The sequence below is a fragment of the Treponema ruminis genome, assembly GCF_014201975.1.
Lineage (GTDB): Bacteria > Spirochaetota > Spirochaetia > Treponematales > Treponemataceae > Treponema_D > Treponema_D ruminis.
On the sequence record NZ_JACHFQ010000001.1, the window covers coordinates 430,685 to 451,689 of the forward strand.

18 protein-coding genes are annotated in these 21,005 nt (G+C 44.8%); 6 read left to right on the forward strand and 12 right to left on the reverse strand.

Annotated features, from left to right (window positions below):
- Positions 1-17: 17 nt before the first annotated feature.
- The 4 genes from HNP76_RS01725 to HNP76_RS01740 all read right to left on the reverse strand — a co-directional run bounded on the left by HNP76_RS01725 (position 18) and on the right by HNP76_RS01740 (position 3,660).
- Positions 18-1,151, reverse strand: a complete 1,134-nt coding sequence (locus tag HNP76_RS01725) for an omptin family outer membrane protease (RefSeq protein ID WP_184656838.1) — start codon at positions 1,149-1,151, stop codon at positions 18-20.
- Positions 1,152-1,499: 348 nt separating this feature from the next.
- Positions 1,500-2,159: a helix-turn-helix domain-containing protein gene (locus HNP76_RS01730; RefSeq protein ID WP_221301042.1), complete on the reverse strand. Its 660-nt coding sequence runs from the start codon at positions 2,157-2,159 to the stop codon at positions 1,500-1,502.
- Positions 2,122-2,823, reverse strand: a complete 702-nt coding sequence (locus HNP76_RS01735; protein ID WP_184656840.1) for a DUF3990 domain-containing protein — start codon at positions 2,821-2,823, stop codon at positions 2,122-2,124. Before HNP76_RS01735 ends, HNP76_RS01730 begins: the two co-directional genes overlap by 38 nt.
- A gap of 90 nt (positions 2,824-2,913) precedes the next feature.
- Positions 2,914-3,660, reverse strand: coding sequence for an RluA family pseudouridine synthase (locus HNP76_RS01740; RefSeq protein WP_184656842.1), 747 nt, complete (start codon positions 3,658-3,660; stop codon positions 2,914-2,916).
- 164 nt (positions 3,661-3,824) lie between these two features.
- Here HNP76_RS01740 and HNP76_RS01745 point away from each other — a divergent pair, with 164 nt between their 5' ends.
- Complete coding sequence (locus HNP76_RS01745; RefSeq protein WP_260309052.1) at positions 3,825-4,580, forward strand: TSUP family transporter; 756 nt, start codon at positions 3,825-3,827, stop codon at positions 4,578-4,580.
- Here HNP76_RS01745 and HNP76_RS01750 read toward each other — a convergent pair.
- Both HNP76_RS01750 and HNP76_RS01755 read right to left on the reverse strand, forming a co-directional pair.
- Positions 4,564-5,808 (reverse strand): dicarboxylate/amino acid:cation symporter, encoded by a 1,245-nt coding sequence (locus tag HNP76_RS01750; protein ID WP_184656844.1) that lies wholly within the window; start codon positions 5,806-5,808, stop codon positions 4,564-4,566. The genes HNP76_RS01745 and HNP76_RS01750 overlap by 17 nt on opposite strands.
- Before the next feature lie 117 nt (positions 5,809-5,925).
- Positions 5,926-6,873 carry an alpha/beta hydrolase gene (locus HNP76_RS01755; RefSeq protein ID WP_184656846.1) on the reverse strand — a complete coding sequence of 316 codons (948 nt, stop codon included), beginning with the start codon at positions 6,871-6,873 and terminating at the stop codon, positions 5,926-5,928.
- A gap of 47 nt (positions 6,874-6,920) precedes the next feature.
- Between HNP76_RS01755 and HNP76_RS01760 the strand changes: the two genes are divergently transcribed.
- Together HNP76_RS01760 and HNP76_RS01765 are read left to right on the forward strand one after the other, a co-directional pair.
- A complete protein-coding gene (locus tag HNP76_RS01760; protein ID WP_184656848.1) occupies positions 6,921-8,525 on the forward strand; it encodes an ATP-binding cassette domain-containing protein in 1,605 nt (534 codons plus the stop codon).
- Positions 8,526-8,647: 122 nt separating this feature from the next.
- Complete coding sequence (locus HNP76_RS01765) at positions 8,648-9,070, forward strand: hypothetical protein (protein ID WP_184656850.1); 423 nt, start codon at positions 8,648-8,650, stop codon at positions 9,068-9,070.
- Here the strand turns inward: HNP76_RS01765 and HNP76_RS01770 are convergent.
- The 3 genes from HNP76_RS01770 to HNP76_RS01780 are packed head-to-tail and all read right to left on the reverse strand — an operon-like array spanning position 9,067 to position 12,379.
- The gene (locus HNP76_RS01770; protein ID WP_184656852.1) at positions 9,067-9,273 is read right to left on the reverse strand and encodes a SlyX family protein; all 207 of its coding nucleotides are present in this window, start codon (positions 9,271-9,273) and stop codon (positions 9,067-9,069) included. The two genes, HNP76_RS01765 and HNP76_RS01770, sit on opposite strands and share 4 nt — an antisense overlap.
- A gap of 1 nt (position 9,274) precedes the next feature.
- Complete coding sequence (locus HNP76_RS01775) at positions 9,275-11,299, reverse strand: hypothetical protein (protein ID WP_184656854.1); 2,025 nt, start codon at positions 11,297-11,299, stop codon at positions 9,275-9,277.
- Between the two features lie 9 nt (positions 11,300-11,308).
- On the reverse strand, positions 11,309-12,379 hold the full coding sequence (locus HNP76_RS01780; RefSeq protein ID WP_184656856.1) for a DUF2804 family protein: 1,071 nt from the start codon (positions 12,377-12,379) through the stop codon (positions 11,309-11,311).
- Positions 12,380-12,517: 138 nt separating this feature from the next.
- Between HNP76_RS01780 and HNP76_RS01785 the strand changes: the two genes are divergently transcribed.
- The gene (locus tag HNP76_RS01785; protein WP_184656858.1) at positions 12,518-14,113 is read left to right on the forward strand and encodes an MBL fold metallo-hydrolase RNA specificity domain-containing protein; all 1,596 of its coding nucleotides are present in this window, start codon (positions 12,518-12,520) and stop codon (positions 14,111-14,113) included.
- 87 nt (positions 14,114-14,200) lie between these two features.
- On the forward strand, positions 14,201-15,157 hold the full coding sequence (locus HNP76_RS01790) for an alpha/beta hydrolase (protein WP_184656860.1): 957 nt from the start codon (positions 14,201-14,203) through the stop codon (positions 15,155-15,157).
- Here HNP76_RS01790 and HNP76_RS01795 read toward each other — a convergent pair.
- Genes HNP76_RS01795 through HNP76_RS01805 form a run of 3 tightly spaced genes read right to left on the reverse strand, consistent with a single transcriptional unit; the run spans position 15,132 to position 18,747 of the window.
- Positions 15,132-16,472, reverse strand: coding sequence for a hemolysin family protein (locus HNP76_RS01795; RefSeq protein ID WP_184656862.1), 1,341 nt, complete (start codon positions 16,470-16,472; stop codon positions 15,132-15,134). The genes HNP76_RS01790 and HNP76_RS01795 overlap by 26 nt on opposite strands.
- Positions 16,469-17,791, reverse strand: a complete 1,323-nt coding sequence (locus tag HNP76_RS01800) for a hemolysin family protein (RefSeq protein WP_184656864.1) — start codon at positions 17,789-17,791, stop codon at positions 16,469-16,471. The genes HNP76_RS01795 and HNP76_RS01800 overlap by 4 nt, the downstream gene beginning before the upstream one ends.
- Complete coding sequence (locus HNP76_RS01805; protein WP_184656866.1) at positions 17,788-18,747, reverse strand: thioredoxin family protein; 960 nt, start codon at positions 18,745-18,747, stop codon at positions 17,788-17,790. The genes HNP76_RS01800 and HNP76_RS01805 overlap by 4 nt, the downstream gene beginning before the upstream one ends.
- 140 nt (positions 18,748-18,887) lie before the next feature.
- On the opposite strand from HNP76_RS01805, the gene dnaX reads away from it, so the two are divergent.
- Positions 18,888-20,990: a DNA polymerase III subunit gamma/tau gene (gene dnaX / locus HNP76_RS01810; RefSeq protein WP_184656868.1), complete on the forward strand. Its 2,103-nt coding sequence runs from the start codon at positions 18,888-18,890 to the stop codon at positions 20,988-20,990.
- Positions 20,991-21,005: the final 15 nt, after the last annotated feature.

Below are 21,005 nucleotides of genomic sequence, written 5' to 3' on the forward strand. Positions count from 1 at the left end.
AAAATAAAATCGAATTGCTAGAAAATTTTGAAACGGTAAGAGAGGGTCATGTCGAAATATCTTGCTCCGGCACCACCTTCGTAACCGCTTGCAAGATCGTATGAATTTTTTGAACTGCTTTTGGAATAATCTTCACCACGAAGAACCCGCATGAAGAAATAATTTGCGTTGAACAAAATGGAATGTCTTTTGGCGATTGTGTAAGACAGTCCGAGATTCCACTTAAAGGCAGCAAAATATCCGTAAGTTAAATCAGCATAGTCAACAGATTTTAAGAAATGATTGTCGTAGGAAACTGCATAAACATAGGGAGCAAAGAAAAATCCTGTATTCGCCTCAAAATTCATGGGCAAATCAATAGAAAAATCACTTCCCAGCCACAGATAGTCAGCAACCCGCCTGTAGCCAATGACCTTCCGACCTGAAAAATCTTTTATCTCCTGATGCGAAGTATCTGAGTAATGATAATAAGGAGCGCCGGCCTGATTCATGGATTTTCCATACCAGCCGGTTCCGCCCTTTCCCATAAATTTTATCGTTTGATAGTCAAAAGCGACCGCAGGCTTGATTTTAACAATCTGGTAAAGATGAAAGTCATATCCGGCTTTGACGGAAAACTGAAAATCTTCTTCGAGATAGTTTTTGCTCTCGGAATAATTCGTTTTCCAGGTATTTCCGCCGTCTTCCGCAGCGAACTGAATGTTCTGCCAGTCAGAATCCATCATTTTTCCGCTTCTCATCGGAATGCCGATTTTAAATCCTGTCTCTAAAAAAATATTCTTCCAGCCACCGGAAATTTTGGCTCCGTAGTACCATTCCGGCTTGATTTCCCAGTTTAATTCACTCAGCTTGTCCCGTTTAAAATATGATTCCTTCAAAAAAACATATTCGTTTATCTGACCCCATCTCATGCCAAAAAGAGGTTCGACAGAAAGGGAAAATGCTGATTTTTTTTCGTCTTTTGGTTTTAATGTCTTTCTTGGTGAGACTTTCTTATTTTTATCAAATGAAGGCTCAATATTTAATTGCTTGCAAAAAAGCATGGTAACTTCATCAACGGCTGAAGGGGATGAAAACCAAATATCCTCAATTTTTTTTCTTCCCTCTGATTGAACATTAAAAAGAATTTCAGCTGTCGAAAAAGAAATCATACTTAGAGATAGAATATATAATGAATTTACACAGTCAACATAGGAAATTATTGCATAGTTTGATAGATACGAAGATTCATCAGTAACTTTAAATTTTGTATATGTTTTTAAGTTGGATATGATTCGGTCTTTTATTTGACGTGAAACCGATTCATCCAAAATTAAGTTATTGCCAGTAACTTTTAATTTAGAAAGTGAGTCTAAATCAGGCGATAAAACAGTAATATAATCATCTTCATTTATTGCAGCTTGAGAAAAAAAATTATTGATAATTGTAAAAAATAAACAAAGGATTATTATAATTTTTTTCATGATTCAGTTCCCTTTATTCTATCAAAGAAACTCATATTAGTCATTCAGATTGATTTCCATAACTTCATAAAAATTGCAGCATAAAGCCCGTGCAAGCGAATCTATTACACTTCCAGACGCTTTGTTGATGTCGTTCTGGCGCTGTTCATAAAGCTGAATCATTCGCAGAGAAACGCCTGAAAGCTCTGCAAGCTGTCTCTGTGTAAGCCCGCGAGACTTGCGTATTTTCTGAAGGTGCGTCGGCGAGGCCATTTTATTTGTCAAGATGATTTTATTTGCAACCGTGACGAATTTCGAGATGTCGGCTTCATGAAGAATATATCGTGGAAGAATTTCTGAAGGTACAAGACCGTATTCCTGAAAATCTGAAAATCTAAGTCCTGAATACCACTGATAATAAGCAAGCACCCAGCCAAGCCAGAATTCTGCCCCCTGCTCGACAAAAAAAACTTCGGGCACAACAGGAACTTCTGAGCCAATTTTTTGAAGGACATGTTCGCACAGGTCAATTCCAGACATGCCAACTATGTATTTTGGGTTAGCGTGTCCAAATTTTTCGGCAACTCCTGACTGAATAAAATAGAGGAAAAATTGATTCGGCTCGTAACAAAGGGAACGAATTGCATAGTCAAACATGACCGCAAGATTCTGTTGAGCGTCACTCAAATAAAACTGCTGGTATGCGCGGATCACCATGTTTTATATCTCCTCGGATTAAATCCATAACGAAAATTGCATTTGAATCAGTGATTTCTGATTTTGAACGCATCTCAAAGAATGTTTTCCGTGCCGTTGTATCACGGAACATCTTTTTTGGATAATAAATGCTTCGTTCGGCAACTAAACTTCCTTTAAACTCAAGGTGCGAAAATGCTTTTTTTGATTTTAAGACAATTTGCTCACCAAGTTTTCCAAGGTACATGGCACGGTTGAGTTTTTGAAGCGAAATCGTGTTGTTTAAAAATGCATTCGCAAAGGAAAAATAAGAATCGTCAGCACGGTAGCCTTTTATAACATCATAAGACCGATAAGGAATAAAAAAATTCTCCAGGAGAAAAGATTTCGCAGTTCGTGCGACATCAGAAGAAAGCTCAAAAGTGCGGTTTTCAAGCAAAATCGAAAGCCAGTTCAGAATGTTGTATTCATGGTTAGAAAGATTTAGAATTTCAAGACCTTCAAGTTCAAGAATATATTCATTTGCAAATCCGTCTTTTTCTTCGGAACAGCCCCATTCCTTTGCAAGTTCAATATTTTCGGTGCAATAGAAACCATACCCGTAATCATTTTTGGGATTTCCCAAATTAAATTGAGGAGAAGGTATAATGTTTTCAGAGCCGTGAAAAATTTGGATTTTTGCCATAAACAAACTATCGGTAAAACGATATATCGTCATACCGATAGTTCAATTATAGCGGAAATTCCAGTTTTTGCAAGGATTTTTCAGCGTATGTTACGCAAGCGGGTCAACGCCAAAAATTGAACTCAGCTGCTTGCGGGTTGCATCCATGTCCTTGGGGTAGGGGGCCGTGAAAGTGACTTGCTCGCCTGTCTTTGGATGCTTGATAGTGAGCTTGTATGCGTGAAGGGCCAGCCTGCTCAAGAGAGGGCGCTCCTGGTCAGCATTGCCGTTCCAGCGTTTTTTGATTTCTGAAAGCAGGACCGGGTGCTGATTGCCTGAATAAAGGGGATCGCAGACGATTGAAATTCCCAGTGACTGCAAGTGAGAGCGGATCTGGTGAGTGCGGCCTGTGTGTGGCCGTGCCTCAATCCAGGAATAAGGACCGCAGTTTCCGAGATTTTTGAAGTCAGTGATTGCGACTTTGCCGTAGCGCTGGTTCAAAATCGTGCGGTGGCGGGCGTCTCCGTCAACCAAAAGCTTGGCATCCACCTTTTTGCTTTCCCACATTGGGTGGCCGAGGACAAGGGCGTGATAAATCTTCGTGACTTCGCGGTTTTCAAACTGCATTGAAAGATCGCGGTGAGCTTCCGGATTTTTGGCATAAATTACACAGCCTGAAGTGTCTTTGTCGATTCGATGAACGGCGAAAAGTTTGCCGAATTCTTTTTCTGCCTCCAAATCAAGGCGGGGTGCGTCTTCGTCGTAGCGGTCGGCGGCAATCAAAAGCCCGCTCCGCTTGTTGAGGACAACAATGTCATCATCATTATAAATTACGGTATAGTCTGGTGTTATTTTCATTTCACCTTATTATACCAGAAAATACAGAAAAAGTCATTGGTATCAAAATGGCGCTGAAAATGAATAAATCAGGAAATTAATTTTACACAGCCACTGGGGCGATTGCTTCGGTGACTTTTTATTTCCAATTTGCCCATTTTTTGCCTTTTTGCTACAATCACGTCATGCCTTTTTATTCTTTTTTGATTGTCTGCCCCATGCTCTTTTTGGCAGGCTTTGTTGATTCCATTGCAGGCGGCGGCGGCCTGATTTCGCTTCCAGCCTATCTTTTTGCAGGACTTCCGATTCATTCAGCAATTGCCACAAACAAATTTTCTTCCACTTTCGGAACAGCCCTTTCAACGGCGCGTTTTATCAAACAAAGACTTGTCCTCGCAAAACTTGCAATTCCTTCGGTTTTCTTTGGATTTCTCGGATCTGCAATCGGAGCCAGGCTTTCTCTTCTTGTACCGGAAAAAGTACTCAAATACCTTCTCCTTGCCGTTCTTCCGGTAGCCGCATTTTGTGTCCTCAACAAAAAGATTTTTAAAGCCGGAGAAACAAAAGAACTCAAGTGCGACTTAAAGACTTTTCTGATAGTAATGATTTCTGCCCTGATTATCGGAACCTATGACGGACTTTACGGCCCCGGAACCGGGACATTTTTGATTATTGCCTTTACAGTTTTCGCAAAAATGAGGATTGAACAGGCAAACGCCCACACAAAAGTGATTAATTTTTCGACAAATGTCGCCGCCCTCGTTGTCTTTCTGCTTCACGGACAGGTTTTGATTCCGCTGGGAATTGCGGCGGCGGCGAGCAACATGCTTGGAAATTATTTCGGTTCAGGGCTTGTGATGACGAAAGGCCCTAAAATCGTAAAGCCCCTCATCATCTTTGTTTTAGCCCTGCTTCTTGTGAAGATTATTGTTGGTTTTTAGCGGCAAGTTTTGCTTCGCGTTTTTTTATCAGGTTTGAAACAATAATGGTACATGAGGCATCGCCTGTGATGTTGAGCGTTGTTCGTCCCATGTCAAAGATTCGGTCAACGCCAGCAACAAGGGCGATTCCATCAACAGGCAGTCCTACTGATGTAAGAACCATTGCCAGCATAACCATACCGGCACCAGGAACGCCGGCTGTACCTATTGAAGCAAGGGTTGCCGTGAGCACTATGGAAACCATCTGAGCTAAAGTCAAATCAATTCCATAGCAGGCTGCAATAAAGACAGCACAGACACCCTGATAAATTGCAGTTCCGTCCATGTTGATTGTTGCACCGAGCGGAAGAACGAAAGAAGAAATTTCCTTTGGAACACCGAGTTTTTTTGTACATTCCATGTTGAGCGGCAAAGTTCCGACTGATGATGCGCTTGAAAAAGCAAAAGTGATTGCCGGAGCCATTTCCTTGTAGAATTTGAGAGGAGAAATTCCACCGAAAGTTCTGACCGTAAAAGAATAGACAATCAGCATGTGGAGAAGATAACAGATATATGCAACGAACAGGACTTTTGCCAGTGAGCCGATTACAGCAGCACCATTAGCCGCGATAACCGGAGTGAGCAGACAAAAAACGCCGACTGGAGAAAGCTTAAGAATCATTTCCATACACTTCATGAAAATGTCGTTAAGCTGATTAATTGCATTGACTGCAGTCTCTGCCTTCTGACCAAGCAAAATAACCGCAAATCCGATAAGAATTGCCATTACGATGACCTGAAGCATGTTTGCGCTTGAAATCGGAATGATGAAGTTTGAAGGGAAAATATTTACAAGCGTATCTAAAGCATTTGCCGATTTTGGCGGAGTATAAGTAAGGCTTGCAGTAGAAAGAGCTGGGAAAGAACCTTTAAAAATTGAAGAAACAATCAAACCGATTGTAACCGCAACCGCCGTAGTGCAGAAATAATAAATCAAAGTGCTGCCGCCAATCGCTCCCAGCTTTTTCAAATCCTTCATTGAAACAATGCCTGCCATGATTGAGAATAAAACAATCGGGCCGACGATAAATTTAACGAGATTCAGAAAAATCGTACCGAAGGGCTTAATGTAATTTCCGGCAACTTCCGGCATTTTCTGCAAGAGCAAACCTGCAATCACAGCAAGAACAAGCGCAATTAAAATCTGCGCCGCCAGAGACATCTTTTTAGGATTTTGAGCTTTTTCCATAAAGACTCCTTATTTAAAATAAAAGGCCGCAGAAAAACTCATGCGACCTCTTTATCTTATGATTATTTTATAATATGAAAAAAAAAATTGTCAAGAAAATTATTTTATGTTTAAGTTTTATTCAAGAACACCAATTTCCTTGAGCCAGGGGAGCAGTTTTTCGTCATTCCAGTGACTTTCTTCCATAATAAAGCTTGATTCCTTCATGCCGAATCCGTGGCCACCTTTTGGATAACTCACAAATAGATGGGGAATATTTTTGGCTGCCAGTGCCGCTTCAAGCCTCACCGAGTTCTCGTAGATTACGACCGGGTCGTCCTCACAGGCAAGAATAAAAGTTGGCGGCATGTCGTCTGGAACATTAAGTTCCATCGAAAATTCATCTTTGAGACTTTGAGAATAAGCGTGTCCCCAGAAATTAAGGGGAGACCAGCCCTTTGTCGCATTCGGCTCTTTCCACTGATGACCGAGAAGACTCCTGCGGCTCCATCTGTGGCCTATGTCGTCCTGCATCGAGACCACGGGATAAATCGGCATCACAAAATCAGGCCGGAGACTTTCCGAAGTTTTAATGCCCAGTTTTGAAAGTTCATCGTGACTTGAGGCAAATTCGCCTGCCATAGTGACCAAATGTCCGCCCGCACTGTAACCGATTGCACCGACCTTATTTTTGTCGATTCCAAATTCTTCCGCATGCTCCCGGACGTAAACGATTGCCATCTGAAGGTCTTCGAGCTGGTCAGGATAGTGGTGGCAGTTATAAGCCACGCGGTAACGCAAAACAAAAGCAGCAATTCCATGTGAAGAAAACCATCGTGCCGAGGCAAAGCCCTCATGCGGCATCCCAAGATGGTGATAGCTTCCCCCCGGACAGATGATGACGGCGGGCTTTTTCTCAGGAAGAGAGTCCTTCGCCGGAACATAATACAAAATCGTGTCGCGTTTCTGAGTTTCCATTTTGGGCACGCCGTCCCAGAGGAAGATTTTCTGCGTGTAGTCTTTTGCAAAAAACTGGATATTTATAGAAGAAAAGATCAGGATTGCGAGAAAAAATTTGCCTTTCATTTTTTCAGTATAACATTTTTCAGTTTTTTTGTTATACTTCACCTATTATGAAAGAAAATTCCTTGATTTACATAAACAATTGCCGGGTTCAGGATTTGCACGGCACAAAAATTCCTTCACTTGACTGGGAAATGCGAGCTGGCGAGGCCTGGCTTGTAATCGGACCTAACGGCGGCGGAAAGGCTGATTTTTTGCGGGCTCTGGCTGGTGAAAAACAGATTCTTGCCAACGATTCTACCGGCGACTATTCAAGTCTTTTTAAAAATTCGGTCGAAATTGTCTCTCTGGAGCGGGCTGCCAGCCTGATTCAGGAAGAACGAGACCTGGACGAAAGCGAATACATCAACAAGATTGACGAGGGCCGCACTGGCAGGCGCTTTATCTGCGAGGTCTTGGGAGGCCCGGATGCCAAGCACCGACACCTTCCTCTGCCAGCGATTGCGGAGCGGCTTGAAACTTTGCCTGAAGTTAAGCTTTGCGGTGTCGAAAAAATCCTCGACCGGGGGCTCAAATTCATGTCCACAGGCGAGATTCGGCGAACCTTGCTCTGCCGGGCCCTTCTTTCTGGTAAAAAGCTCCTGATTCTGAGCGACCCTTTTGCCGGCTTGGACGCACAGAGCCGCACGATTCTTCTTGAATTTTTTGCAACGATTGTCGGAAAGCAGAAGAATTCCGCTTCAAACGACCCGCGTACAACGATTATCCTCGGAATGGAGCGCTACCACGAAATCCCGGACACAATCACAAACGTTCTTGAATTTGCTGACGGAAAAATCTCTTTCTGCGGCACAAAAGCTGAATACGAAAAGCTGATTTCTGAGCGAGAAGCCGAAAAGTCAAAATCCCGCGAAAAAGAAAGAAATGAATTCATCAGCGAGTTGAAGAAAATCCAGAGCGAAACCGAAGTTTTGCAGAATCAAAATGCCGTAAGCGATGCAAACGAAAGCCTTGTCAAAATGAGCAATGTAAACGTAGGCTGGGATGACCACCGCGTTCTTGTTGATTTTAACTGGGAAGTAAAGCGAGGCGAGCACTGGCTTATCCGGGGCCCCAACGGCAGCGGCAAGACCACCCTGCTTGAACTGATTACCGGCGACAACCATCAGGTTTTCTGCAACGACGTCTGGATTTACGGCCGCAAGAGGGGAACAGGCGAGACAATCTGGGACATCAAAAAGAATCTCGGAATCGTAAGCTACCGCTGGCATGTCGAATACAGGATGGTCGGCGGCACGGATTTGGAAAGCGTAATCATTTCAGGATTTAAAGACTCAATCGGCCTTTACGAGCAGAAAACCGACGTTGAAATTCAGGCGGCAAGGCTCTGGCTCAAGCTGGGCGGATTTGAGGGACGCGAGCACGAAAATTTCGGCAGCCTGAGTTACGGCGAGCAGCGGGCAATTCTGATTTTGCGGGCGGCCGTAAAAAGCCCCAAAGTTCTGATTTTAGACGAGCCCTGCCACGGACTTGACGAAAACTACCGCCAGAAAATCCTCGACCTGATTGAGACAGTAGCAGAAACCGGCACCACGACAATCCTCCACGTCACCCACGACCCAAGCGAAGCCTTGCCGTGTGAAAAGCACATTCTGGAACTTAAACCAAAAGAGACTCCTATGTATCAGATAATTGCTCGCACGGATGCGAGCTAAAGCAAGCTGGCTGCGAGAATTTCCGAATGGAAATTCTCGTCACGACATGGATGTCGAATGTATCAGATAATTGAAAAATAGTGTTTTTAAGCTATAATTAAAGAAAGGAGGCTAATTCAAAAATGGCTAAAAAATCAAATCTCAATCTTTATCTGATTGGTCTGGTACTCGTCGTAATCGGATGTTTCCTTCCGCTCACGGCAAGTAAATTCTTCGGCGGCGGCTCAAGTGCATTCAAGGCAATCACAAACGGTTCCGGCGACCTTAAAATCGGCTCAATCCTGGCCCTCGGCGGTGCAATTGCAGGCATAGTATTCTGCTTCGTAAATCTCGGCGTAAAACTGCCGCTCAAACTGATTTCCCTTGCAGCGTCAATCGTAGGCGGTCTTTACGTCTGGATCTGCTACATGAACGGCGGCGCCCTCCTAAAAGGAGCCGTAAAACTAGGCCTAAAAGCCACCGGCTCAAAACCAGGCATCGGCTTGATTATCATCATCGTAGGCTGGGTACTCGCCCTTTTAGGTTGGATTAAAAACAGGGATTAATAGTGTGGCGGCCTGCGGTTCGGGATTTCCAGATTCTCTGACAAATCCTGAATCCTGCCCGCCAAAATCTGATTTTCTTCCCGCAAAAACTGAATCATCTTCTGATTTTCAACGGCTTCTTCCTGCAGCTTGGTGATAAAATCGTCCATAAAGGCGATTTTCGTTTCCAATGCAATGAATCTTTCTTCTGTTTCCTTTTCCATTTTATGCCTTTTGTGGTGCAGATGCTGACTTGCTCTTTTCGATGTTCTTTTTTACACGTTCCGCAAAAAGTTTGTTCTGGTCCGTGCGGGTTGGAACGCTGAATGCAGGAGCACCGTCTTCCTCATTGATTCGGTAGATTTTTGTAGAATCAGTTGAATATGCCGGACTTTCAGGATTATTAACCCACCAGTCCAAAACAGCGATAATCATGAGGGCGTATTTTATGAGGTTTGCATTTGTCGCAGCCGAATCAGGCTTTTTCGCTCCCAAAAGAACGTCCATTCGCTTTGAAATCGCATTCGGAATGTCGAATTTGTACTTGTCCCATGGATTCTGAATGCCCATGACAAGCCCCTGCCCCTTGGCCGAGTCAATATTCTTTGAAAGCATTGTAAGGTAACGGAACAAGAATCCTACGCGGATACACATTGGCCGATACTGACTGTCGTTCTTGGGCTTTTCAAGAAGCAGCTGCTCGAATTCAAAATATGGAAGGAAGTTGTACTTGGTCTGCCAGAGGATTGAAGTGAGCATTTTTTTGCCAAAGAGGGTTGATTTGTAGTCACCCTGGGAATATTCGTTATTTACAAAGTCAGTGATTTGGTCAGAGTAGTCCCTTTCAAAAAGAATTTCACGGTAAACAGACCATTCGCTGAGGACTGAAGAGAGTTTTTCATCAGTTTTGGTAACGTCTTCTTCGTTTTCTTCAGTAAAGACAATGTTTCGGCAGCCCTGGAAAATATCCTCGGTGATTCGAAGCAAAGTAACCGTAACCTGAAGGGGATTTTCCGGCGCAAGAAGATTGTAACCGTCGCGGAACTGATAAATCGGCTGGAAATAGGGGAACATATCCGGCATTTTTTCAATTTGGTCGAATCCAGCTTCCGGGAAAAGGTTGTCCAAAAGCTTAAGGCCGGCCTCAACCAGCTCACTCTTTTTATTGGCAGTCTTGGCCTTTTTTTCATTTTCGGCAGACTTTTCAGCAGATTCTTCGGATTTTTCTTCTTCTGCCTTGCCTTCTTCCTGGCGGTCGCCTTTTTTGTTCGGAAGAAGAAGGTCGAATTTTGTAAGCTCAAGGAATGTAAGGATATTTCCAGTCTGAACTAAGAAAAAGTCCTGGAAATAATCGAATTTTGAGCTGGACATGCGCATGAGAAGGGGATAAAGGCCCTTGATTACCTGGCTGTAGATGTAGAACCACTCGGTAATGCCTGTTTTTGAAAGAGTCTGCGCTTTTTTAAGGTCGAATTTCGGATATTTTGCCAGATCATTGTAAATATCTTTGAAATATGAAGAAATTTTTGTCTCACCGATGTAGTAAATTTTAATCAGATTGCGGTAAACTTCCTTTACAAAAGGAATCAGCATGGCAACAGTACACTCATCCGCCGAATTCTGAACGTCGAAATAGTATTTTTTGATGTCGCGCATGGTCCACGAACCGACGGTTTTAAGGAATCTGAATTTATCTTCGTTGCTGCTGACGATTTTTGCCTTGTAGGTGTCAGGGGCAATCTGAATTATTGATTTGACCGTAGTGATGAATTCCTGAAGATGCTCAACGTGCTTTTGCAGATTGTATTCGACAAAGCTCTTGCGGACTAATTCATCGCCGTTTCTCTTGAATCTTCGGACAAAATTGAAGAGGCCGAGGTTAGTCTTGATTTTGTAATCCTCGCTCATCATGATTCTGTCCATTAAGTGTCTTTCTTTTGAGGTAAGTTCCGGCAAAGAACCGGTTCGCTTTTTCTTTTCTTTTGGGGCATAACCGACTTTTCCGCCGGATGGAACAGAAGCTGCTGTCTGAGAGGCAATGCTTGAAGCAGAGCGTCCTACAACGCGTTTGGAGAATTCTTTTGCTTTTGGAAATGCTGAATAGTCAATCGGGGCAGATTTTTCGGCAAAGACTTCACCGCCGAGTTTCTGCATCATCCTTTTTGCTTCTTCTGCATCAATAGGACCGATATTCTGCCTTGTTTTATCAAGGGTTCCTGGTTCCCATTTTGCTTCTGGTTTATCTCCCATAAAATTCCCCTACAATCGTAAAAGCTGATTTTTTGCCACGCCTTCAAAATTATGAAGAACTATGTCTTCTCCGTTTTTGGTTTTTATTACCCCCTCAAAAGTTCCAAAAATTGTACGGAGCTGACTTTTCATAACCAGGAAAGTCACATCCCTGCGGATATCAGAAACTGGAGTGAAAGTCAAATCGACCATATTCTCAAAATCCTGAATCACCCATTTTTTTGAAAGTCCGAAAGGATGAGTGATTGTAACAGGCGGCAAAGGCGTACATTCTCCGTCAACGATAAGAATGTTTCCATTTATATTGTCGGAATCTACGGCATTTTCTTGCGTAGTAAAAATCTGGAAACTGAAATTTTTGCCATCGATTACACCAGAGGCGACTACGAATTCTGAAAGCGAATGAAGATTGTAGTAAGCGCGGTTGATGCTTAAAAGTGCTGTTCCGTCCAGGTCTTCCTGATTGGCTTCTTCGGAAAGCTTGGTTTTTTCCATGGTAATTGAGCCGTGAATCTGCGGATTTGACAGATATGTTGCAGAGCAGCGGCGCTTTGACGGAGCCGGAACGACCGTTGAAATTTCGCACATAAGGGGATTTGAATAATGGGCAACAAAGGCAGCCTGAGTCGTGGGTCGTGATGAATCGCCTTTTAAATTGAAAATCATTGAAAATTTATCACGCTGATGATCCCAGCTCACACGAATATAGCGCTTTTTGTTAAAACTCGCGCAGAATCCAGTCTCCATGCTGTGGGGAATAAAGCGGCGGCGGGGGCCCATGAAGGAACGGTAGGCAAATTTACGGCCGTTTTCCTTGTTCCAGAAAACAACGTCTGCAAAACCGAAAATTTTGTGGTCAAAGAAATCGACAGTGCCAATGTAAGAACCGATGTTGAAAAGGAACATCAGCGAGCTTTGAATGCGAAAATTTGTAATTACTGTCGGAAGAGGGGTACCCGCGAAAGGAGCCCGAACACCACGGATATCAAGACGCGGCAAAAGTCCGGAAAAAGTACCAAACTCAATTTTGCCGTTGTGAACAATCTTTGCTGGTGGCGTTTTGATTTCTCTGTTATACAAAATATCCTCTGAAAAAATTTCTAATCTTCTAATTGTAAAAGTAAAAAGAATAAAAGTCTAGCTGAAAAATTTCCTTGTGAATTTCACAATTATGGGGGAAAATATATATAGAATATAGAAGATTCTGGGGAGGCAACTATGGCTGTAAATGTATATTCTCTCGGTGCCGCACAGGAAGTCACCGGTTCAAAGCACATCATCGAAATCAACGGACGCTCATACATGATTGACTGCGGAGCTTTTCAGGGTAAACGTGCCGAATCAGACGAAAAAAACCGCAATTTCGAGATTCCTGTCGATAAAATCGATGCCGTCATTCTCACCCACGCCCATTTCGACCATGTCGGTCTTCTTCCGCTTCTCGTCAAAAAGGGCTACAACGGAAATATTTACGCCACCCCGGCCACCCGCGACCTCACAGACCTTGTAATGATGGACAGTGCCCGAATCCAGGCCCGCGACGCCGAATATCTGCGCAAGCAGGCTCAAAAGAAGGGTGAAAAATTCAACTGGACTCCGCTTTACACCGAAAAGGACTGCCTCAAAGCCGCTAATCAAATCATCACGCTCTCATACAACCGCAAAATGTACATTTCACCGGAAGTAGAGCTTGAATATTTTGATGCAGGCCACATTCTCGGTTCGGCTTACGCTTACATCACAATCAAGGGCCAGCGCGATGCCAACGGAAAGCCTCTGGGCAACAACGACAACACAGCCCTCAGAATCTGGAACAAGCTTTTCGGCTGGAAAAAGGATGAAAAACGAAGCACTCCGGACCGCCGCCGGGCAACTCCAGAAGAGCAGGCCGCTTACACAGGCCCTGAACGTCGAAGCGGACACGATAGGCGCGAAGGAAAGGACGAAATCCGCATCCTCTACACAGGCGACCTGGGCCGCAAGATGAAGCCGATTATCCGTGACCCGGCGACAAACGTTCCGCCGCCAGACTACATCTTCCTCGAAAGCACTTACGGCAACCGCAAGCACGAGGACACGGCAATCGCAATGGACGAACTCCGCAAAATCGTAATCCGCGCAATCGAAAAGAAGGGCAAAATCATCATTCCTTCATTCGCAATTGAACGCACTCAGGAAATCGTCTACTATCTGCACCTTCTCGTAGACAAAAAAAAGATTCCAAACATTCCGATTTACGTCGATTCTCCAATGGCTGTCAATGCCACGTCTATCTTCCAGGTTCATCAGGAATGTTATTCAGACGACGTTCACGAGGCCTTCCTCCAGCACCACAAAAACCCCTTCGGCTTTGGCAACCTTTCCTTCGTCAACAGTCTGGAAGAGTCAAAATCCCTCAACAAAAAAGAAGGTCCGATGATTATCATCTCAGCCGACGGCATGTGTGAAAGCGGCCGAATCGTTCACCACATCGCCAACAACATTTCAGACCCGCGCAACACAATCCTCATCGTAGGTTACATGGCCGAAAACACTCTGGGACGAAAAATCCGGGACGGAGCAAAAGTCGTAAAAATCATGGGCGACGAATTCGACGTTAAGGCAAAAATCGAGCAGATCAACGCCTTTTCTGCCCACGCTGACTACGAGGAATGTACCAAGTGGCTCAAAGCAATCGACACAAGCCGACTCAAGAAAATCTTCCTGGTTCACGGTGAAAAGGACGCCCAGGAATTCTTCCAGAAGCATCTGAAGGAGCACGGCTTCCCGGAAGTCCAGATTGTAAAGTACGGCGAAAGCTACGAAATCGAATAAATTGAAAAGACAATAGTCGCCTGCATGGAGATTTTGTGTCGTCAAAGTAAGTTTTTTCTGCTAATATGGTCTCGGCGGTAAAAATTTATGACTAAACAAACAAAATCTCTCATCAAGCAAATTTCCATCCCAGTTGGAATCTTTTTCGGACTCATCATCGGCTTTACCCTTGTAATTTACTACGTCCTCTTCAAGCCCAATTTTATGCGCGGAAGCCATACGGCAATGGACGCTAATCATTTTTTGACCAAAGAAAATGAAGAGAAAAACAAGGCTGACACAGAATGGTTTTACTCACAGAATCCAGAAGAAATTACCGTAGATTCCTTTGACGGATTAAAACTGCTGGCTTACAATCTCCCTGCCGAAAACGCCAAAGGCACCTGGCTTTTGGTTCACGGTCATCAGTCGGGCCCTCTGCGTGAATTCGCCGGGCTTGCAAAATTTTTCCATGAAATCGGCTACAACGTCGTCCTTCCATACCAGAGGGCTCACGGAAAAAGCGAGGGAACTTACATCACTTTCGGAATCAAGGAGCGCTACGACATGCGTGACTGGATTCTCAAAATCAATGAAATTTACGGAGACAAAAGTCCCCTTTACCTCGAAGGAATTTCCATGGGCTGCGCCACAGTCCTCATGACTCTCGGATTCGACTTGCCTTCAAACATCCGTGCTGTCGTCGCTGACTGCGGCTACACTTCGCCCTATGAAATCATGTGGAAAGTCGCCCGAAAAGACAAAAACGTACCAATGGTCAGGCTCATTCTTGGAGTCGGAAACCTCATGGCAAATGCCCTGGCCGATTTTGACTTTAATGAGTACGATACATTTAAAGGCTTACGATACAACAAATTGCCGGTACTTTTCATTCACGGTACCGAAGATGCATTCGTTCCGATTGAAATGACAATCGCAAATTTCCAGTACTGCACCAGTGAAAAACAGCTTTTCCTTGTCGAGCATTGTCCACACGCAATCGCTTATTTCATCGACGAAGAAGGCTATCACAAAAATCTTATTGAATTCTGCGGTTTGAAGTAACAGGCGGGTGAGGCAAAGTAACCCTCACGCTCTGAATCCGCCTCTGGCTCTGCTCCTCGATTTTGTAAATCACGCCGTCATTTTTAAGCACGGCTCCGACTTCGGGGAGCTCGCCAAACTGTTCCAAAAGCCATCCGCCAAAAGTGGTATAATTTTCGCTTTCCAAATCCAAGTCCAAAAGTTCATTTGCATCGTCAATTTTGATGTCGCCGGGCACGAGATATTCCGTGATTGAAACCGGGTGAATCCTATTTTCAGGCGGAGTTTCGTTGTGAATCGAGTTGATGCTGCGTCCAAAAACAGCACGCAAAATATCGTCCATCGTAACGATTCCTGAATTTGAGCCGTTTTCGTCTACCGCAACCGCAAAATTCTGTTTTTCAGATTTGAATTTCTGCAAAAGCTCGGTGGCAAAAAGAGTTTCCGGCACAAAAAGGGTAGGGCGCATGTATCTTCGGGCAAAAGATTTTTTTGAGCGCAGGGAATTCACTTCTTTTGACGGAGCCTTCAGCAAAACCGTCTTGTAAAACAACATTCCCTCGACTTTTTCAAAATCACCGTCACAAACAGGCAGGCGGGAATAGCCGGAAAGGGCAAAAATCCTAACGACTTCGTCATAATCCGCATCAATCGGAATGAACTGAACCAGACTTCTGTGCCTCATTATGTCCTTGATGTGCAGGTCGGTGAAATCAAAAATCTTGTAGAGCATCTTTTTTTCGCTCGATTCAAGAGTTCCTTCCTTGGCACCGATTTCAATCAGTGATTTCAGCTCGTCTTCGGTAATCAGTTCCTTTGAATTTTTGAAGAAAATCTGCAAGAAGGAAGTGATTCCATCAGTGATTTTCGAAAAAATCCAGACAATCGGGAAAAAAGCTTTTTGCAGGAAAATCAAAGTGCTTGCCGTAAAAGAGGCGAAGCCCACCGGATGAACAGCCGCAATCGTCTTTGGCACGATTTCACCAAAAATAATCAAAATGAAGGAAATTGCAAAAGTGGCTATTGTGGCTCCCTTGCTTCCCAGCAGCTTGATTGCAAGCGCCGCCGCCAGACCAGAAACGAGGGAAGTGACAAAATTGATTCCAATCAGAATCAGAGAAAGAAGCCTGTTCGTATCTTTTTTGAGGAAGGTGATTTTCTTGGCAGGAGAATTTTTCTTGCCGGAAAGGTCTTTTTTCTGCAGGTGACGGAGCATGAGTCGGGTAATTGAAAGATAGGCCGTTTCACTGCCCGCAAAGAAAGCGACCACGCCCACTAGCAGAAAAATTGCGACAGCCGGGAGAATGATTTCGATCAGAAGATTGAGTCCGTTCATTCATCGCCTCCCTTATGCCCTAATTCTTCGCCATTCTCAGAAAGGGGAAGCTCATCATCGCGCTCAATATGCTGTTCAACGTGGACTTTGGCAATTCTGTGTCCCTCAAGTTTTTCGACCGTAAAGACATAATTGCTTTCCTCGATGCTTTCACCGACCATGGGGATTCGCTCGAGTTTTTCACAAATGTAGCCGGCAATCGTTTCGTTCAGCTTGGACTCCAGCTTGATTCTCAGCATTTCATTCAAATCAATCAGGCGGGTCGAACCTTCAATCGACTTTGAGAAAAATTCCTCAAATTCACTTGGTTCCCGCTCTTCAATTTCTTCTTCGTGATAAATATCGTCGGCCACAGCCCCGAAAATTTCCTGCTCAATGTCCTCAATCGTAAGGATTCCGTCGGTGCCCGAATATTCATCAATTACGATGGCAAAACTCTGGTGATTTTCGTGCAAAAGTTCCTGAATCGAAGACATTTTCGTGGTTCCGGGAATAAAAAGCGGCGGCCTCATGACCTTGCGGACTGAAAATTCGTCGCGGACTTCTGTAAAGAAAAGCATGTCCTTAACATAAAGTACGCCGATTATGTTATCGATGTCGTCATTTTCGTAAACCGGGAATTTCGAGATTCTTGTCTGCTCGGAAAGCTGGACTACATCGCGGTAGCTCATGCTTGAATCGATGCAGATTACCTTGAGGCGGGGAATCATGATGTCGGTGGCGTTCAAGTCAGTGAATTTGAAAACCCGGCTCATCATTTTCTTTTCGCCTGCTTCCAGAACACCTTCTTCGCCGCCCACGTCAATCAAGGTTTTGATTTCATCTTCGGTGAAGGAAACGGCCTTTTTCTTTGTGCTGATTCCAAAAAGGCGCAGGATTATGCGGGAAATAAAGGTGAAAAAAATCACGAAAGGCCGCAAGAGATAGAAGAAAATCTTTACGAAGCCGCTGAGGGCAAAGGCACATGTTTCCGGGTGGGTCGTCGTTACGCTTTTTGGAGTGATTTCGCCGAAAATCAAAAGAAGGACTGTGGCAATAAAGGTGGCGATTGGAAGACCAGCCGTGCCGAAAAGCTTAAGGAAAATCGCCGTGAGGGTAACGGAAAGGGCAACGTTTACGATTTCGTTGCCGACAAGAAGCATGTTGAGCAATTCTTCCTTGCGCTCAAGGAGTTTTCCGGCCCTGGTTGCCCGCTTGTCGCCCTTTTCACGCAAAAAATGTACGCGAAGTTTGTTAAGACCTAAAAAGGCACTCTCACTGGCCGAAAAAAGTGAAGAAAGAGTAATACAGACTGCCGCAAGGATGAATCGGAATATCATTCAGCAGCCGCTTGCTCATTCGGAACATCATCGCCCTCGCCGTCAATCAAAGTCTGGACATAATTGAGGGACATCTTGATGTTCTGTGCAGCATCTGACTCAGGATTGATGTCATAAGACTGCTGGAAATAAGAAAGGATTTTCTGTAAATCATCGCTTCCGCTTGATGCGAGAAGGTAGCCGGCCGTATAAAGGGCAAGCTGCCTGTCGTCATCGGTGAGGATTTTGTTTTTTGAAAGCTTGACAAATTCCTCGCTGCCCTTTTCCGGCTCGTCATTGAGGAAATGATCTTCGGCCTTTGCGTAAGTTATTGCAATCAGGTGCTTGAGGCAGTCGCCCGACTCGTTATTTTTGTCGAGGGAAAGATAGAGTTTGTTGAGCGGAGTAACGTGGTATGCAACCGACGGATCCGTAAGCTCGACAAGCTTGTTGATAGCAGCAAGTTTTTCTTCCTTTGTGCCAGTTTTTATCTGGGCAAGAAGTTCCTCGAACTGGGAGATGGTTTCATCAGCTTCGTTAAAAGTGCGTCGTACTTCATCAAGATTTGCATCCTCAGCCAAGGCAATCGGAGTAATTACATATCCTTCAGAAGAAAGGACCAGAAAGTAAGGAGTGCCCTTTGCGCTGTAAATGTCAAAAATTCTCAGTCTTTTTTTGGCTTCTTCCTGATTTGTGTCGTAAAGGCTGTTTGAGCAGTCAATGTTCACAAGGACATATTTTTCGGTATAGGCTTTGAGGAAGTCCTCTGTATTGAAAAGATTTTCCTTGAGTTTTGCGCTCTTGTTGTCGTCTTCGTCCATGCTGAAAAAGAGGAAAATTCTTTTGTTTTCCTTTGAAGCCGCTTTTTTTGCGTCCCCAAGATTTGTGAGCCAGCCGGAAGAATCGATTTTGCCTCCGCAAGAAAGAAGTGAGAATGCGAGACAGATGCCCGCAAAAAGAGAGATAATTTTTTTCATTTTTGATTCCTATTGTTTTCTACCATTATATTTTAACGCAAGCATCGTCAGGTCGTCAAACTGTTGGGCCTTCCCTACAAATTTATCGACTTCTCCGCGGACAAGTTGAAAGAATTCAAAGGCTCGGCTAAAATACATCTATGTCTTACGAAGTTACTGCGACCCGCCGTCGCCCACAGGCGTTTGAGGCTCTTGCCGGTCAGGAATTTGTTGCCGAAACGCTCAAAAATGCGATTCAATCTCAGAAAATTGCACATGCTTATCTTTTTTCAGGCCCGCGCGGCTGTGGAAAGACTTCTACTGCCCGAATTTTAGCCAAGGCACTCAACTGTGCAAACGGGCCAACCGCCACTCCATGTGGAAAATGCCAGCAATGTCTCGAAATCACCAAAGGTGCCAGCACTGACGTTATCGAAATCGACGGTGCCTCAAATACTTCCGTAAATGATGTGCGCCAGATTAAGGATGAAGTCCTTTTCCCGCCTCAGAGTTCCCGATACAAGATTTACATCATCGACGAGGTGCACATGCTTTCCACCTCGGCTTTCAACGCACTTTTAAAGACAATCGAAGAGCCGCCTCCATACTGTATTTTCATTTTCGCGACAACTGAATTGCAGAAAGTTCCGGCTACAATCAAGTCCCGCTGCCAGCAGTTCAATTTCCGTCTCGTTCCGATTGAACGGGTCAAGCAGCTTTTGGCTGAGGCCGCCGCAGAAATCAACATCAAGGCTGATGACGAGGCTCTTTACTGGGTTGCCCGCGAATCAACCGGCTCTGTCCGTGACGCATACACTCTTTTTGACCAGGTTGCAGCCTTTAGTGGCGACCATATCACTTACGACAAAATCCGTGACAAGCTCGGCCTTGTCGGAGTCGACCGCCTCAACGCAATCTTTGAGGATGCCGCCCAGAACAAGACTCAGGAAGCCCTTCTTAAAATCGACGAATTTTTGCAGAACGGCGTTTCAATCGAACAGTTCATCGTAAACTGCACGGATTATTTGCGTTCTCTTCTATTAATTAGGGCTGGAATCACAAAAGAAGCCCTGCTGGGCCAGTCACGCGACCGCTATTCTCAGGTCGTTTTGCAGGCCTGGAATCCGATTCAGCTTGAGCGCGCCCTTTCAATCCTTCTGCAGCTTTACCGCGACATCCGCTATTCCCTTTCTCCGCGATATGAGCTTGAACTGGCTTTCTCACGCTTGAGCTGGCTTTCCCAGTACGTTTCTCCGAGCGAAGTCAAAAAGGCAATTGATGAGGCAAAATCTCTTTTGATGCAGGGAAGTAAGGCTCCGGCAATGGCAAATGGCTCACAGCAGGCTCATGCCCAGCCCCAGAATCCTAGTCCGCGCCAGTTTATTTCCATGCCACAGAGCGAACCTGTCCAGGCTCCTCAGCCGCAAGTTTCAGCAGCTCCGGCCTCTCAGCCTTCTCCGGCTCAGGCAAGCGCTTCTGCAAATCCCTACCTCAACCGGGTGATTACAGACCTTCCGAGAGATACGCAGCCAGCGCCATCTTCGGCTCCGGTAAGAAATATTTTCGCGCCACCACCGGCAAGTCCGGCAGCAGAAAGCGCACCTGCCCAGGCAGCTCCTTCAAATCATGCAACGGCTCCTCTTTCGGCTCAGACGAACAATCCGCCTCAGTTTTTCAACACCCAGTCCGTTCCTCCTGACATGGGAACAACAACAGACGATTTTGCTCCACCTGATCCCACGCCACCCGATGCTGCTCCGAGCGTAAGTCAGCCATCTTTTAGCTACGGCGGAGCTGTACCGCCTCAACAAACAGCGGCAGCCACACCGAACCAGAGCAATGATTCCTCAGATTTCCGAAGCCTTGCAATCAAGGAACTTTCTATCCGTGATCCAATGATTGGAAGTTCCCTTTTGCAGACTGGTGAATGGATAAAATCAGGTTCAAGCGTTACAACTCAGGTCAGCTCGACATTCCTTAAAATGCAGCTGGACTCGCACGCACAGAACATCTCGGCTTTCCTTTCGGAACTGCTGGGCGAAAAAGTACGCTTTGAAGTCGTTCTGAAGCAGATTGTAGCCGTAGCCCCGATTGAGCAGAACGCACCGGTACAGGTAAAAATCCTCTGCGACACATTCAAGGGTCAGATAATCGGTCACTCAAAGAAAACCGAGCAGGAAATCGCCAATGAAGCAGCTCAGCGCAACGCAGAAAAGGCGGCTACAGAAAATGAAAACGCTACTGATGAAGAAGACGAGGAATAATCAAAGAGTAAATAT